This is a genomic window from Streptomyces sp. NPDC092370, from assembly GCF_044755265.1.
Lineage (GTDB): Bacteria > Actinomycetota > Actinomycetes > Streptomycetales > Streptomycetaceae > Streptomyces.
In genome coordinates this window covers 64502-79107 of the sequence record NZ_JBIVQO010000014.1, presented here as the reverse complement: position 1 = coordinate 79107, position 14606 = coordinate 64502, and the positions used below count along the sequence as shown (strand labels likewise).

Here is a 14606-nt window from a genome sequence, read left to right as displayed (position 1 = left end):
GGACGGGGTTGCCTCCGAGCGTGTGGTCAAGGCGTCGACGACCGGATGCGGTCGGCGATCGCCGGCCGGCCGGGCACGGTCGTCGAGTGGAACCCGATGTCCCACACCGCCACGGCCGTACGGGACTGTTCGGCGTGCCCGGCACGGAGCCCGGGCACGCGTGGAGGCGGTCGTCTGGCCCCCGGCCCTGCTCGCGGTGTTCTTCCCGCCGGCCGTACGCCGGTTCGGCCGCCTGAGCCGCTGAAGCCCGCGGACACCCCCTAGTGGTGGAAGCTGGTCGCCGCACCCTTGTCCTCGGTCAGCGGGCGCGGCTGCCGGCGCAGGTCGGGCAGGAGTCGCTCCAGGTCCTGCGCGAGCAGCTCCGCGAGGTCGGCCGAGAAGCCGTTGCGGCACACCACCCGCAGCACGGACAGGTCCTCCCGGTTCTCCGGGAAGGTGTACGCGGGCACCAGCCAGCCGCTCTCGCGCAGCCGCCGGGAGACGTCGAAGACGTCGTACGCCGTGACGTCCGGCGCCGTCGTGAAGGCGAACACCGGCAACTGGTCGCCCCGGGTGAGCAGCCGGAAGTCGCCGAGCGCCTCGACTCGTCGGGCCAGCTCCGTGGCCACGTCCCGCGCGGCCTGCTGGACGGCCCGGTAGCCCTGCCTGCCCAGCCGCAGGAACGTGTAGTACTGGGCCACGACCTGCGCGCCCGGCCGGGAGAAGTTGAGCGCGAACGTCGGCATGTCGCCGCCCAGGTAGTTCACCCGGAACACCAGCTCCTCCGGCAGGGCCTCCGCGTCCCGCCACAGCGCCCAGCCGACGCCCGGGTAGACCAGCCCGTACTTGTGCCCCGAGGTGTTGATCGACGCCACCCTCGGCAGCCGGAAGTCCCACACCAGGTCCTCGTCGAGGAACGGCGCGACCATGGCGCCTGATGCCCCGTCGACATGTACGGGGATGTCGAGCCCGGTGCGCTCCTGCACAGCGTCCAGCGCCGCGCAGAGCTCGGCGATCGGCTCGTAGGAGCCGTCGAAGGTGGAGCCCAGGATCCCGACGACCCCGATGGTGTTCTCGTCGCAGAGCTCGGCGGCGGCCTGCGGGTCCAGGTGGAAGCGCTCGCCCTCCATGGGCACCAGCCGGGCCTCGACCTCCCAGAAGTTGCAGAACTTCTCCCAGCACACCTGCACGTTCACGCCCATCACCAGGTTGGGCCGGGCCCCGGGGTAGCGGTCGGCGTTGCGCGTGGTCCAGCGCCGCTTGAGCGCCATCCCGGCGAGCATGCACGCCTCGCTCGACCCGGTCGTCGAGCATCCCACGGCACTCGCCGGGTCGGGCGCGTGCCACAGGTCGGCGAGCATCGCCACGCAGCGCCGCTCCAGTTCGGCGGTGCGCGGGTACTCGTCCTTGTCGATCATGTTCTTGTCCCGGCACTCCGCCATCAGCACTCCCGCCTCCGGCTCCATCCAGGTGGTGACGAAGGTGGCGAGGTTCAGCCGCGCGTTGCCGTCGAGCATCAGCTCGTCGCGCACCAGCTGGTGGGCGGTCGCCGGGGCCATGGGCTGGTCCGGAAGCCGGTGCGTGGGCGGGGCCTCGGCCATGTCGCCGAGCGGGTTGGCGGGGCCGTAGAAGGGGTTGACGGACAGGCGGCGGTCGCCGGGCCGGGGGGAGCCTTCGGTGAACGGCATGAATGCCTCCAGGAGTTGAAGGGGGAAGGGGGGAGGAGAGGGCTTCAGCGGACGGAGGTGCCGTCGTCGCGCAGCTGCATCTGCGGCCGGCCCGTCACCAGCAGCCAGGCCGGCAGTGAGGCGATGCAGAGCACGGCGATGATCCCCGGCGAGTCGACCAGGACCGCGGCGACGAACAGGCTCACCCAGCCCTGCCGGGTGATGGCCAGCAGCACTCCGAGCACGGCGGCGGAGACCCCGATCGAAGGGTGCACCGCGGACACCAGGGCGTGGGCGCCCAGACCGAGGGCGGTGCCGACGAACACCGCCGGGAAGATGCGCCCGCCCCGGAAGCCGCAGGACGCCGCGACCAGCAGCGCGGCCAGCTTCACGACCGTCAGCAGGGCGTACTCCCCGGCCGACCGGCTGCCCGGGTCCCGCGCGAGCTCGGCGATCTCGTCCAGTCCCTTGAACAGGGTCAGATGACCGCCCAGGGCCGCGAGGGCGCCCAGCACGAGGCCGCCCGCCGGGAGCATCAGCATCGGGTGGCGCAGCCGGCGGAAGACCGCGTGTACGTACGGGAAGGCCCGCACGATGGCCATGCCGAGCAGGGCGCCCACCGAGGCGACCAGGATCGCGGACAGCAGGTCGCCCCAGCCGGGCCGGCCGAAGGAGGGCAGGTCCAGGTCGAAGCTCGGATGGTCGATGAGGGTGGCGGTGAGGGCACCGGCCGTGCCGGCGGTCAGCGGCGCGAAGACGTTGTCCCACAGCAGCCCGCGGGTCTCCCGCACGGCCAGCGCCTCTGAGATCACCAGGGCCGCCGCGACCGGCGTGCCGAACAGGGCGCCGATCGTCGCCGCCTCGGCGAGCGCCGGCCAGACCCGGCCCGGCGCCCGCGGCACGAGCCGGGCGCCCAGCCAGGCCGCCAGGGCGACGTTCACGGTGATGAGGGGATTCTCCGGGCCGAGGCTGGGCCCGCCGGCCAGCATCAGCGCGGTCACCAGCAGCAGTCCCGGCAGCACCACGGGCGGCAGCACAGGGGCGTCCAGTCCGACGGTCGCCGGATCCGGACCGGCGTGCCCCGGCGCCTTCCACACCACCAGCCCGACCGCGACCCCCGTGGCGAAGAGCATGACGAACATCCACGCCACGGAGTAGCGGCCGATGCCCAGCGCGTCCGGCAGCGGCCCCCAGAGCACGTGCTGGAGTTCCCCCGCGGCGACCTCCACCCCCACCAGGACCAGGCTCGACAGGATCCCCACGGCCAGAGCGGGCAGGATCGTCGGCACCAGGGCGCGGGCGGGAGTCGCGGGGGTGACGGAGGGCGCCTGCTGCGCGGGATCCTGGACCACGCGCACACCCTAAACGGCATAAAGGGGACAAACGGGGAACACGCTTGCACCTCACGTGGCGTGAGGCCCGACCGTGGAGCACGGAAGAAGAAGGGAGCGGAAGTGAGCTACTCCGTGGGACAGGTCGCGGGCTTCGCCGGCGTCACGGTGCGCACACTGCACCACTACGACGACATCGGCCTGCTTCTCCCGAGCGAGCGCAGCCGTGCGGGTCACCGGCGCTACAACGACGCCGACCTCGACCGGCTGCAGCAGATCCTGTTCTACCGGGAGCTCGGCTTCCCGCTCGACGAGGTCGCCGCCCTGCTGGACGACCCGGACGCGGATCCGCGCGCGCACCTGCGCCGGCAGCACGAGCTGCTGACCGCCCGGATCGAGAAGCTGCGCAAGATGGCGGCGGCCGTGGAGCACGCCATGGAGGCACGCAAAGTGGGACTCAACCTCACGCCCGAGGAGAAGTTCGAGGTCTTCGGGGGCAAGGACCCGGAGCAGTACGCAGACGAGGTGGAGGAGCGCTGGGGCGACACGGACGAGTACGCCGAGTCGCAGCGCCGCACCGCGAGCTACACCAAGGAGGACTGGAAGCGCATCCAGGCCGAGGCCGCCGACTGGGGTGAGCGTTACGGCGCCCTGATGTCGGCGGACGAGCCGCCCACCGGCGAGGCGGCCATGGCCCTGGCGGAGGAGCACCGGCAGCACATCTGCACGTGGTTCTACGAGTGCTCCCACGAACTCCACCGCTGCCTCGGCGAGATGTACGTCTCGGACGAGCGCTTCAAGGCGTTCTACGACGCGCTGCGCCCGGGCCTCGCCGAGCACCTGAAGGACGCGATCGCCGCGAACGCCGCGCGGCACACCTCCTGATCCCCGGCCCGGGGGTGTCTCACTCCCGGGTCAGGACCACCGCCGTGCCGTACGCGCACACCTCAGTGCCCACGTCCGCCGCCTCCGTCACGTCGAAGCGGAAGGCGAGCACGCCGTTGGCGCCCCGCGCGCGTGCCTGTTCGACGAGCCGCTCCATGGCCTGGTTGCGGGTCTGTACGAGCGTCTTGGTGAGCCCGCGCAGTTCGCCGCCGACCATCGACTTCAACCCGGCGCCGATCTGGCTCCCCAGGTGCCGGGAGCGCACGGTCAGGCCGAAGACCTCGCCGATCACCTCGCGCACGTGGTAGCCGGGAATGTCGTTCGTGGTGACGACGAGGACGTCGGGCTCCGGGCCCTGTCCGCCGCCGTATTCATCGATGCCCATGGTGCACAGCTTTGCCCGGGACCACGCACAGTGCATCCTGAGTACGCCCATGGAACCTGGGCCATGACGGCTGCGTTGATACTTTGAGGCAGCCAGTCCCACCCGTACCCCCACAGCAGCAGGAGCCACAACCCGTGACCACGCTTGCGCTCGGCCCCGAGTGGCTCAGCCCGGACTACCTGATCTCGACGTTCAGCCTGCCCGGCATCCTGCTCATCGTCTTCGCCGAATCCGGACTCTTCGCCTTCCTGCCCGGCGACTCCCTGCTGTTCACAGCCGGCCTCTTCGTGGCCGAGGGCACCTACATCACCCAGCCGCTGTGGCTGGTCTGCACGCTGATCGTGCTCGCCGCCGTCATCGGCGACCAAGTGGGCTACATGATCGGCAAGTTCCTGGGCCCGAAGCTCTTCAACCGTCCCAACTCCAAGCTCTTCAAGCAGGAGAACCTGGACAAGGCCCACGAGTTCATGGAGAAGTACGGCCCCAAGGCGATCGTCCTGGCCCGCTTCGTGCCCATCGTGCGCACCTTCGCGCCCATCGTGGCCGGCGCCGGCCGCATGCAGTACCGCACGTTCCTCACGTACAACGTCATCGGCGGCATCGCCTGGGGCACCGGTGTCACCCTCGCGGGTTACTGGCTCGGCCAGATCGCCTTCATCAAGAAGAACGTCGAGTCGATCCTCATCCTGATCGTCGTGCTCTCCGTCGTGCCGATCATCATCGAGTACCTGCGGGACCGCTCGAAGAAGAAGCGCGAGGCGGCCCAGGCGCCCGCGGGGCGGCAGCAGCCCCCCGTGATGGACGACGCCACGACCCAGCTCCGCCGCATCACCCCGCAGGACCAGCCGTCCCACCACCAGCCGCAGCAGCCGTACGGCCACCAGAACGGCTACGACGACCAGCAGTACTACAGCCAGTACCCGCAGGCCCCGGGCTACGGCCACCAGCAGCAGGGCGGCGGCCACCAGCAGCAGGGCGGCGGCCACCAGTAGCCGTACAACAACGGCTACTGAACCGCTTCACCTCCCACGGCCCACGGCCGCCGACGGCTAGAAACCCCTGGTCCGCTTGGCGGCCCGCCGCTTCTCCGCGGACCCGATGCGCAGGAACATCCGGGAGATCTCCGACCCGAGGTTCACCCCGATGGCGATGGCCATGGCGAGCGCCACCGCCTTCGACAGCGACACCAGCCCTTCGTCGATCTCGTTCTGGGCGATCGCCAGCAGCCCGAAGTACGTCGCCGAACCCGGCAGCAGGGGCCCGATCGCCGCCGTCGTGTAAGGCAGGGCGGAGGCGAACTGGTACCGGGACAGCAACTGCCCGAACAGCCCCACCAGCCCCGCGGCCGCCGCCGTGGACGCCACCGGCGAGATGCCCCCCACGTAGTGCATGGCGCCGTACACGACCCACGCGACACCGCCGTTCAGCGTCACCCACACCACGGTGGATCGTTCCTGCTGGAGCAGCACCGCGAACGCCAGGGACAGCAGCATCGACGCCCCGATCATCATCACCGGGTCGTCGGAGGCCCCGAGCGCCTGGTCGGGGTTGAGCCGCGCTCCCAGCTGCACGCCGAAGTACAGGATCAGCAGCACACCCGCGACGATGCCCACGAAGAAGTACAGGACCTCCAGCAGCCGCGCGGACGCGGTGATGTAGAAGCCCGTCAGCCCGTCCTGCACACCCGCAACCAGCGCCCGCCCGGGCAGCAGCGCGAACAGCCCACCGGTGATGACCGCGGACGCCTTCACGTCCACGTGGCCCAGCGTCAGCGCGACCCCGATCGCGGCCGGCGGCATCGCGGCCACCGTGAACTGGTAGAACTCCGGCAGCCCCCGCCCCGCGCACAACCACGCGAGCCGGTCACCGAGCATCGCGCCCAGCGCCGCCGCGACGAACACGATCAGGTCACCGCCCACGAGCACCGAGGCCGCACCGGCCAGCAGCCCGCTCGCACCGGTGAGCGCCCAGCCGGGGTACGGGTGCCGGTTGCGGCGGATCTCCGCCAGCCGCCGGTAGGCCTCCTCCAGGGAGACCGCGGTCTCGTGGTCGCTGAGATCGTCCACCAGCTGGTACACGGCCGCCAGCCGCGTGTAGTCGGTGCCCCGGCGGCGCACGGTCCGGGACGCCGTGATCGGGTCGTCGACGAGGGACGGCTGGTACGAGATCGCCAGCAGCGTGAAGGTGACGTTGGGCTCGCAGCGGTCCAGGCCGTACGACCGGCAGACGGCGAACATCGCCGCCTCCACGTCCTCGGCGCCCTCACCGCCCGCCAGCAGCAACTCGCCGATACGCAACGTCAGGTCGAGCACGCGCGGCACCGCGGGCCCGCTCTCGTCGCTGCCGCGCTGGATCGCCTCCGGTGCCGGCCGCTCCGCCACCGGCATGCGCAGCATGGTGCGCATCCGGTCCTGCCAGGGCACGTCCTTGGTCAGACTGACCACGGGGATCCCGCTCGGCGGGGTGAAAGCCGTCGGGGGGTGCTTCGCGCTGTAGGTGCTCGGCGGGGTGAACGCCGACCCCTCCTGCTCCACCGAGGGCACCGCCTGGACGTCCAGCCCCTGCGGCAGGGCGAACTCGGACGTCGCCTCGGACTCCGTACCGGCCGCTCTGTGCAGGGCCAGACCCTCGGGGATCGCGAACTCCGACGTCGTCGACATGTCACCGTCGACGCCGGTCCCGGCCGGAGCCAGAAACGCGCTCCGCACCTCGTCCGACCTCGGCTTGCGGTCCTCCGCGTCCGTCACTGCCTGGCGCTCCCTGTACGACACGGGAGGCTCGTACCCCCCACAGGCTCAGTATGCGCACAGACGGAGGAACGGGCCGCACGCGCAGGCGTGCGGCCCGTGAGCATCAGGAGCAGGGGGTCAGTGACCGCCGCTCTCCTTGAAACGCTTGTAGGAACGCTCGATCTCGATCTCGGCGTCCGTACGGCCCACCCAGTTGGCGCCCTCGACCGACTTGCCGGGCTCCAGGTCCTTGTAGACCTCGAAGAAGTGCTGGATCTCCAGACGGTCGAACTCCGACACGTGGTGAATGTCCCGCAGGTGCTCCACGCGCGGGTCGTGCGCGGGCACGCACAGCAGCTTGTCGTCGCCACCGGCCTCGTCCGTCATCCGGAACATGCCGATCGCCCGGCACTGGATGAGGCAGCCCGGGAAGGTCGGCTCGTCCAGGATGACCAGCGCGTCCAGCGGGTCGCCGTCCTCGCCGAGCGTGTTCTCGACGAAGCCGTAGTCGGCCGGGTAGCTGGTCGAGGTGAAGAGGCGACGGTCCAGGCGGATCCGACCGGTCTCGTGGTCCACCTCGTACTTGTTGCGCGAACCCTTCGGAATCTCGATCGTGACGTCGAACTCCACCGGTGGCTCCTCCATGATCAACACATAGTTCTGGTGGTTAAGTGTCCCTCACGCAGGTGTGTGATCGCGAAAGGGGCTGGTGGTCGTGCCAGAGCTGAGGCCTTGGCGGGCCGCGAGACCGCATGTGGTGCGGCTCGCGGACGCCGTACGACCGGGCCTGGCCCGGGCCGCAGCGGCCACGAAACCACACCTCGCACGGCTCGCGCGAGCCGGGAAACCGCAGGTCGCGCAGGTCACGCGGCCGAAGTCCTGGCAGTACACCGCGGGCGCCGCCACCGCCGGGCTCGCACTGGCCGCCGGTGCCGTGACCGCCGCCGGTCCCTGGGACTCCTCGGGTCAGCGTACGGCCGAGCGGGACCGGGCAGTGGCCCTGGGCCGCACGGGTGGCACAGATCACGGCAGCGCCCCCGGCACGCCCGGCCGGCCCCGGCCCGCCCCCAGCGCCGGACCGGTGCTCACCGGCCTCGGAGGCGTCAGCACCGTGAAGTCCGCCCCGGACGGCAAGGCTCTCGCCGGTGCCCTCACGCCCCTGCTGGAGGACCCGGCCCTCGGGCCTCGGCCCGCCGCCTCGGTCATCGACGTGACCACCGGCAGGCGCCTGTACGGCAAGACCCCGGACACCGGGCTCACCCCCGCCTCCACCACGAAGATCGCCACAGCCGTCGCCGCGCTGTCCGCCTTGGGCCCCGACCACCGCCTCACCACCCGCGCAGCGCTGGAACCCGACACGAAGGAAGTCGTCCTGGTCGGCGGCGGCGACCCCACGCTCACCGCCCGCGAGAAGGCCGGCGGCTCGGCGAGTCTGCGCACCCTGGCCACCGAAACGGCCACCGCCCTCGCCGACCGGGGCGTCCGCGAGGTCACCCTGTCCTACGACACGACCCTCTACGCGGGCGACGAAACCCACCCGATCGGGGTCGACGGCAACCTCGCCCCCGTCACCCCCCTGATGGCCGACGAGGGCCGCACGAACGACTCGACCAGCGGCCCGGCCGAACGCGTGCAGGACCCGGCGGCGGACGCGGCCCGCCGGTTCGGGGGCTTCCTGAAGGCTCACGGCGTCAAGACCACGGCCCCCGGCCCGTCCAAGGCCACGACCCGCGCCGAAACCCTCGCCGCGGTCTCCTCGCCCCCGCTCTCCGCCCTCGTCGAACGCATGCTGACCAACAGCGACAACGACATCGCCGAGGCCCTCGCCCGCCAGACGGCGATCGCCACGGGCGACCGGGCCGACTTCGCCGGCGTCGGCAAGGCCGTCAGCTCCCGGCTGCGTGAGCTCGGCCTCCCCCTCAAAGGCGCCGCCTTCAAGGACGGCAGCGGCCTCAACCGCGCCGACCGGCTGACCCCCGGCCTCCTCACCGCGCTGCTCGCCAAGGCGGCCGACCCCGCCCACCCCGAACTCCGCCCGGCCCTCACCGGCCTCCCCGTCGCCGGCTTCACCGGCACCCTGACCAGCCGCTACACGGACGGCGCGGCCGGCGTCGTGCGCGCCAAGACCGGCACCCTCTCGGGCGTCCACGCCCTCGCGGGCACCCTCGTCGACGAGGACGGCCGCCTGCTGGCCTTCGCGTTCATGGCCGCGGACACGGACCCCGGCCGGCCGGCGGCGACCCAGCAGGCCCTGGACCGAGTGGCCAGCGCCCTGGCGGCGTGCGGCTGCAGGTGACGGCCACCGGCGCCGGGCACCGGAAGACGGACCGGCGTCACCCGGCCCCCGCCGCCCTGCCCCAGCGCGCGGCCCTCACGTACGGTTGACGCATGACGAGCATCGGTGGTGCTTCAACCGGCATGGTCGACTGGAACCTCGCGGTCGCGACCGCGACCCGGCTCGTACGGCCGGGCCCCGAGGTCAGTCGCGACGAGGCCCGGGCCGTCGTCGCGGAATTGCGCCGGCATGCCAAGGCCTCGGAGGAACACGTCCGCGGATTCACCCGGCTGGGCACCGAGGAGGGGCACGACACCCCCGTCCTCGTCGTCGACCGGGCAGGCTGGATCCGGGCCAACGTCGCCGGGTTCCGGGAAATCCTCAGGCCCCTGCTCGACAAGATGCAGGAACGGCGCGGCGACACCCCCGGCGGCTCCGTCATGAGCGCCGTCGGCGGCAAGGTCACCGGCGTCGAACTCGGCATGCTGCTGTCCTTCCTGGCCTCCCGCGTCCTCGGCCAGTACGAGACCTTCGCCCCGGCCACCCGCGAACTCCCCTCCGGCGAGAACGGCGGCGGCCGGCTTCTGCTCGTCGCCCCGAACATCGTGCACGTGGAGCGCGAACTCGACGTCGACCCGCACGACTTCAGGCTCTGGGTGTGCCTGCACGAGGAGACGCACCGCACCCAGTTCACCGCCGTGCCCTGGCTGCGGGACCACCTTGAGGGTGAAATCCAGTCGTTCCTCACGGAGACCGACGTCGACCCCATGACCGTCCTGGAACGCGTCCGGGAGGCGGCCCAGACCCTCGCCGGGGGCCGCCCCGAGGCCGAGGAGGACGACGGCGGCCGCTCCCTCGTCGAGATCGTCCAGACCCCCGCCCAGCGCGAGATCCTCGGCCGCCTCACGGCCGTGATGTCCCTGCTGGAGGGCCACGCCGACTTCGTGATGGACGGCGTCGGCCCGTCCGTCGTGCCGTCCGTGGGCGAAATCCGCGAGAAGTTCCAGCAGCGCCGCGCCAAGGGCGCCTCCCGCCTGGACCTGGCCCTGCGTAAGCTGCTCGGCCTGGACGCCAAACTCCGCCAGTACCGGGACGGCGAACGCTTCGTGCGGGCCGTCGTCGACGAGGTCGGCATGGACGGCTTCAACCGCGTGTGGACCTCGCCCAACACCCTCCCCACCAAGTCGGAGATCGCCAAACCGGCGGACTGGGTCGCGCGGGTGCATCGCAGGGCCGAGTAGTGAACATCGCGGAAGGCCGTGAAAGGAAACCGGCCGACGGCAGACGAACGCCCCTTCAATCACCCGTCCGAGGGACCGTGAGGCACGGGTAGGCGTGCAATGCTCGGGGAACGGCCCGGTTCTGTCACCATCTACACACTCTGCGTGACCGGCACGCGGGCTCACCCCCCGAAAACTTCATGAAGGGAACCGGACATGGGTCCCCATCCTGCGGTCGCGGCGATACGCCTGGCGGTCCGCCGCGTCCTCCACGACCTCCTCACCGAACACCACCGCGGCCCCGCCGCGGTCCCGCACGCCTCCCCGCCGGAGCATCCCCCGAGCTCTCGGCCGCTCGTGCTCGTGGCATGCTCCGGCGGCGCCGACTCGATGGCCCTCGCCTCCGCCCTCGCCTTCGAGTCCCCCAAGCTCGGCGTCAGGGCCGGCGGCGTCACCGTCGACCACGGACTCCAGCCCGGCTCCGACGCCCGCGCCGCTGAGGTCGTCCAGCGCCTGCGCGAACTCGGCCTCGACCCGGTCGACTCCGTCGCCGTCACCGTCGGCCGCGCCGGCGGACCGGAAGCCGCCGCCCGCGACGCCCGCTACGCCGCGCTCGACACCGCCGCCGAACGCCACGGCGCCGCCGCGGTCCTGCTCGGCCACACCCGCGACGACCAGGCTGAAACCGTCCTGCTCGGCCTCGCCCGGGGCTCCGGCATCCGCTCCCTGTCCGGCATGGCCGCGGTCTCGGGGGCCGGCGGCCGCTACCGCCGCCCCTTCCTGGAACTCGACCGGCAGACCGCCCGCAAGGCCTGCATGGTCCAGTCCCTGCCCGTCTGGGACGACCCCCACAACGCCGACCCGGCCTACACCCGCTCCCGGCTGCGCCACGAGGGCCTGCCCGCCCTGGAGAAGGCCCTCGGCAAAGGCGTCGTCGAAGCCCTCGCCCGTACGGCCCGGCTCTCCCGCGACGACGCCGACGCCCTCGACTCCTGGGCCGGCCAGGCCGAGGCCACCGTCCGCGACGACGCCGGGCTCCTGGAGTGCGCCAAGCTCTACGCCCTGCCGCCCGCCGTACGCCGCCGCATCCTGCGCCGGGCCGCCATCGCGGCCGGTGCGCCCGCCGGGTCGCTGTTCGCCCGCCACATCGAGGAAGTCGACCGGCTGATCACCGGCTGGCGCGGTCAGGGAGCCATCAACCTCCCCGGCAAGGTCGTGGCACAGCGGCAGGGTGGCAGACTGGTGATTCGGCAAGGCTGAACCACGACCCCTCCCCGCAGTCGCCAGGAGGGGCCGCTCGGCCGGTGGGACGACCGAAAGTGATGCGGGTGGACGCGAAAGACATGGGTGCCGACCTCGAGAAGGTGCTCATCACCAAGGAAGAGATCGACGCCAAGCTGGCCGAGCTGGCAGCGAAGATCGACGCGGAGTACGCGGGCAAGGACCTTCTGATCGTCGGAGTCCTCAAGGGCGCGGTGATGGTCATGGCCGACCTCGCGCGGGCGCTGTCCACCCCCGTCACCATGGACTGGATGGCCGTATCCTCGTACGGGGCGGGCACCCAGTCCTCCGGTGTGGTGCGGATCCTCAAGGACCTCGACACCGACATCAAGGGCAAGCACGTCCTGATCGTCGAGGACATCATCGACTCCGGCCTGACCCTGTCCTGGCTGCTCTCCAACCTCGGCTCGCGCGAGCCCGCCTCCCTCAAGGTGTGCACGCTGCTGCGCAAGCCCGAGGCCGCGAAGGTGGCCATCGACGTGGAATGGGTCGGTTTCGACATCCCCAACGAATTCGTCGTGGGCTACGGCCTCGACTACGCCGAGAAGTACCGCAACCTCCCGTTCGTCGGTACGCTCGCGCCCCACGTGTACGGCGGCTGAAACCCCGGCCGGTGTGCCCGTGAGGGTGATCGGGAACCCCAGCGGACTTCCCGCCGTTGGAGCAGGCGTAGGCGGATCGCCAGCCGTCCCACGCGGCTTCAGGTGACAATGCTGGGGTACCGTCCGAAGAACAGTCTTTATCAAACTCACGATGGCAGGAGGGACGGGGCGGCACCGCTCCGTATGGATGGACGTGAAGCGATACTTCCGTGGGCCGGTCATGTGGATCGTGCTGGCCGTCCTTGCCGTGGTCGTGTTGATGCAGGTCGTCGGCTCGTCCGGCGGCTACAAGACGGTGGACACCGGCCAGGTCGTCCAGGCGATCAACCAGAACAAGGTCGAGTCGGCCAAGCTGACCACCGGTGACGAGTCGATCATCAAGGTCACGCTCAAGGACGGCGTCAAGGTCGAGGACAGCTCGAAGATCCAGGCGAGCTACATCGGCAACCAAGGCGTGGACCTCGCCAACACGCTGCAGAACAAGTACCAGGACAAGCAGATCCCGGACGGCTACACGGTCTCGCCGTCCAAGCAGAACCCGTTCGTCGGCATCCTGCTCTCCCTGCTGCCCTTCGTGCTGATCGTGGTCGTGTTCCTGTTCCTGATGAATCAGATGCAGGGCGGCGGCTCCCGGGTCATGAACTTCGGGAAGTCCAAGGCGAAGCTCATCACCAAGGACACCCCCAAGACCACCTTCTCCGACGTCGCCGGATCCGACGAGGCCGTCGAGGAGCTCCACGAGATCAAGGAGTTCCTCCAGGAGCCGGCCAAGTTCCAGGCCGTCGGTGCCAAGATCCCCAAGGGCGTCCTGCTCTACGGGCCTCCCGGCACCGGCAAGACCCTGCTCGCGCGTGCCGTCGCGGGTGAGGCGGGCGTCCCCTTCTACTCGATCTCCGGTTCCGACTTCGTCGAGATGTTCGTCGGTGTCGGTGCCTCCCGAGTCCGGGACCTGTTCGAGCAGGCCAAGGCGAACGCCCCGGCGATCGTCTTCGTCGACGAGATCGACGCGGTCGGCCGCCACCGCGGCGCCGGCCTCGGCGGCGGTCACGACGAGCGCGAGCAGACCCTGAACCAGCTCCTCGTCGAGATGGACGGCTTCGACGTCAAGGGCGGCGTGATCCTCATCGCCGCCACGAACCGGCCCGACATCCTCGACCCTGCGCTGCTGCGCCCCGGCCGCTTCGACCGGCAGATCGCCGTCGACCGCCCGGACATGCAGGGCCGTCTGGAGATCCTCAAGGTCCACCAGAAGGGCAAGCCGGTCGCGCCCGACGTCGACCTGTCGGCCGTCGCCCGCCGTACGCCCGGTATGACGGGTGCCGATCTGGCCAACGTGCTGAACGAGGCCGCCCTGCTGACGGCCCGCAGCGACCAGAAGCTGATCGACAACCACATGCTGGACGAGGCGATCGACCGTGTGGTCGCGGGCCCGCAGAAGCGGACCCGGATCATGTCGGACAAGGAGAAGAAGATCACCGCGTACCACGAGGGCGGACACGCCCTGGTCGCGGCGGCCTCGCCGAACTCCGACCCCGTCCACAAGATCACGATTCTGTCGAGGGGCCGTGCCCTCGGCTACACGATGGTGCTGCCGGACGAGGACAAGTACTCGACCACGCGCAACGAGATGCTGGACCAGCTCGCCTACATGCTGGGCGGTCGCGCGGCCGAGGAGCTCGTCTTCCACGACCCCACCACGGGTGCCGCGAACGACATCGAGAAGGCCACCGGCCTGGCCCGCGCGATGGTCACGCAGTACGGCATGACCGAGCGTCTCGGCGCGATCAAGTTCGGCGGCGACAACACCGAGCCCTTCCTCGGCCGTGAGATGTCTCACCAGCGCGACTACTCGGAAGAGGTCGCCGCGCTCGTGGACGAAGAGGTCAAGAAGCTCATCGAGACCGCGCACAACGAGGCCTGGGAGATCCTGGTCGAGAACCGCGACGTCCTCGACAACCTCGTGCTGCAGCTGCTGGAGAAGGAGACGCTGGGCAAGGAGCAGATCGCCGAGATCTTCGCCCCCATCGTCAAGCGCCCGCCCAGGCCCGCCTGGACCGGCTCCTCCCGCCGCACGCCGTCCACCCGCCCGCCGGTCCTCTCCCCCAAGGAGCTGGCCCTGACGAACGGGGCGAACGGCGCGTCGCCGGCCATCTCCACCGCGAAGAGCACCGCGGCGGAGCCCGCCCCGGCGCCCGAGCTGACCCCGGAGGACCGCCCCGAGAGCTGACCGGGCTCCCCCGGCGGCCCACGCC

The 14606-nt window shown here is 71.0% G+C and carries 12 protein-coding genes and 1 pseudogene; 8 read left to right on the top strand and 5 right to left on the bottom strand.

All coding sequences use genetic code 11. The features are described 5' to 3' along the window. Positions 1-63 precede the first annotated feature (63 nt). A pseudogene (locus ACIQHQ_RS32250) lies at positions 64-244 on the top strand (ABC transporter permease); the annotation flags it as partial. Positions 245-260: 16 nt separating this feature from the next. On the opposite strand, the gene ACIQHQ_RS32245 reads toward ACIQHQ_RS32250, so the two are convergent. After that, complete coding sequence (locus ACIQHQ_RS32245; RefSeq protein ID WP_402618767.1) at positions 261-1667, bottom strand: glutamate decarboxylase; 1407 nt, start codon at positions 1665-1667, stop codon at positions 261-263. Between the two features lie 44 nt (positions 1668-1711). Further along, on the bottom strand, positions 1712-2998 hold the full coding sequence (locus ACIQHQ_RS32240) for an ion channel protein (RefSeq protein WP_402618764.1): 1287 nt from the start codon (positions 2996-2998) through the stop codon (positions 1712-1714). A gap of 102 nt (positions 2999-3100) precedes the next feature. Here ACIQHQ_RS32240 and ACIQHQ_RS32235 point away from each other — a divergent pair, with 102 nt between their 5' ends. After that, positions 3101-3862, top strand: coding sequence for a MerR family transcriptional regulator (locus ACIQHQ_RS32235; RefSeq protein ID WP_402618761.1), 762 nt, complete (start codon positions 3101-3103; stop codon positions 3860-3862). A 19-nt stretch (positions 3863-3881) separates the two neighbouring features. On the opposite strand, the gene ACIQHQ_RS32230 is transcribed toward ACIQHQ_RS32235, so the two are convergent. Beyond that, on the bottom strand, positions 3882-4247 hold the full coding sequence (locus ACIQHQ_RS32230) for a YbjQ family protein (RefSeq protein ID WP_283967952.1): 366 nt from the start codon (positions 4245-4247) through the stop codon (positions 3882-3884). A gap of 134 nt (positions 4248-4381) precedes the next feature. On the opposite strand from ACIQHQ_RS32230, the gene ACIQHQ_RS32225 reads away from it, so the two are divergent. Continuing rightward, a complete protein-coding gene (locus ACIQHQ_RS32225) occupies positions 4382-5239 on the top strand; it encodes a VTT domain-containing protein (protein ID WP_402618759.1) in 858 nt (285 codons plus the stop codon). A 57-nt stretch (positions 5240-5296) separates the two neighbouring features. Here ACIQHQ_RS32225 and ACIQHQ_RS32220 read toward each other — a convergent pair whose 3' ends face one another. Then, the gene (locus ACIQHQ_RS32220) at positions 5297-6994 is read right to left on the bottom strand and encodes a threonine/serine exporter ThrE family protein (protein WP_402618756.1); all 1698 of its coding nucleotides are present in this window, start codon (positions 6992-6994) and stop codon (positions 5297-5299) included. 120 nt (positions 6995-7114) lie between these two features. Then, positions 7115-7606, bottom strand: a complete 492-nt coding sequence (locus ACIQHQ_RS32215) for an inorganic diphosphatase (protein WP_402619121.1) — start codon at positions 7604-7606, stop codon at positions 7115-7117. A 79-nt stretch (positions 7607-7685) separates the two neighbouring features. Here ACIQHQ_RS32215 and dacB point away from each other — a divergent pair, with 79 nt between their 5' ends. From dacB to ftsH, 5 genes are all read left to right on the top strand, one after another. Further along, a complete protein-coding gene (gene dacB, locus ACIQHQ_RS32210; protein WP_402618754.1) occupies positions 7686-9272 on the top strand; it encodes a D-alanyl-D-alanine carboxypeptidase/D-alanyl-D-alanine-endopeptidase in 1587 nt (528 codons plus the stop codon). A 92-nt stretch (positions 9273-9364) separates the two neighbouring features. Then, a complete protein-coding gene (locus tag ACIQHQ_RS32205) occupies positions 9365-10492 on the top strand; it encodes a zinc-dependent metalloprotease (RefSeq protein ID WP_352115571.1) in 1128 nt (375 codons plus the stop codon). Positions 10493-10687: 195 nt separating this feature from the next. After that, positions 10688-11731: a tRNA lysidine(34) synthetase TilS gene (gene tilS, locus ACIQHQ_RS32200; RefSeq protein ID WP_402618751.1), complete on the top strand. Its 1044-nt coding sequence runs from the start codon at positions 10688-10690 to the stop codon at positions 11729-11731. Positions 11732-11793: 62 nt separating this feature from the next. Beyond that, positions 11794-12354, top strand: coding sequence for a hypoxanthine phosphoribosyltransferase (gene hpt, locus ACIQHQ_RS32195; protein ID WP_030845937.1), 561 nt, complete (start codon positions 11794-11796; stop codon positions 12352-12354). A 187-nt stretch (positions 12355-12541) separates the two neighbouring features. Then, on the top strand, positions 12542-14581 hold the full coding sequence (ftsH, locus tag ACIQHQ_RS32190) for an ATP-dependent zinc metalloprotease FtsH (RefSeq protein ID WP_402619119.1): 2040 nt from the start codon (positions 12542-12544) through the stop codon (positions 14579-14581). Positions 14582-14606 lie beyond the last annotated feature (25 nt).

What these genes read in the sequence shown, in the direction of transcription:
- ftsH (WP_402619119.1), top strand. Translation starts at nt 12,542, where the DNA reads ATGGACGTGAAGCGATACTTCCGTGGGCCGGTCATGTGGATCGTGCTG.
- ACIQHQ_RS32205 (WP_352115571.1), top strand. Translation starts at nt 9,365, where the DNA reads ATGACGAGCATCGGTGGTGCTTCAACCGGCATGGTCGACTGGAACCTC.
- ACIQHQ_RS32245 (WP_402618767.1), bottom strand. Translation starts at nt 1,667, where the DNA reads ATGCCGTTCACCGAAGGCTCCCCCCGGCCCGGCGACCGCCGCCTGTCC.
- tilS (WP_402618751.1), top strand. Translation starts at nt 10,688, where the DNA reads ATGGGTCCCCATCCTGCGGTCGCGGCGATACGCCTGGCGGTCCGCCGC.
- ACIQHQ_RS32230 (WP_283967952.1), bottom strand. Translation starts at nt 4,247, where the DNA reads ATGGGCATCGATGAATACGGCGGCGGACAGGGCCCGGAGCCCGACGTC.
- hpt (WP_030845937.1), top strand. Translation starts at nt 11,794, where the DNA reads ATGCGGGTGGACGCGAAAGACATGGGTGCCGACCTCGAGAAGGTGCTC.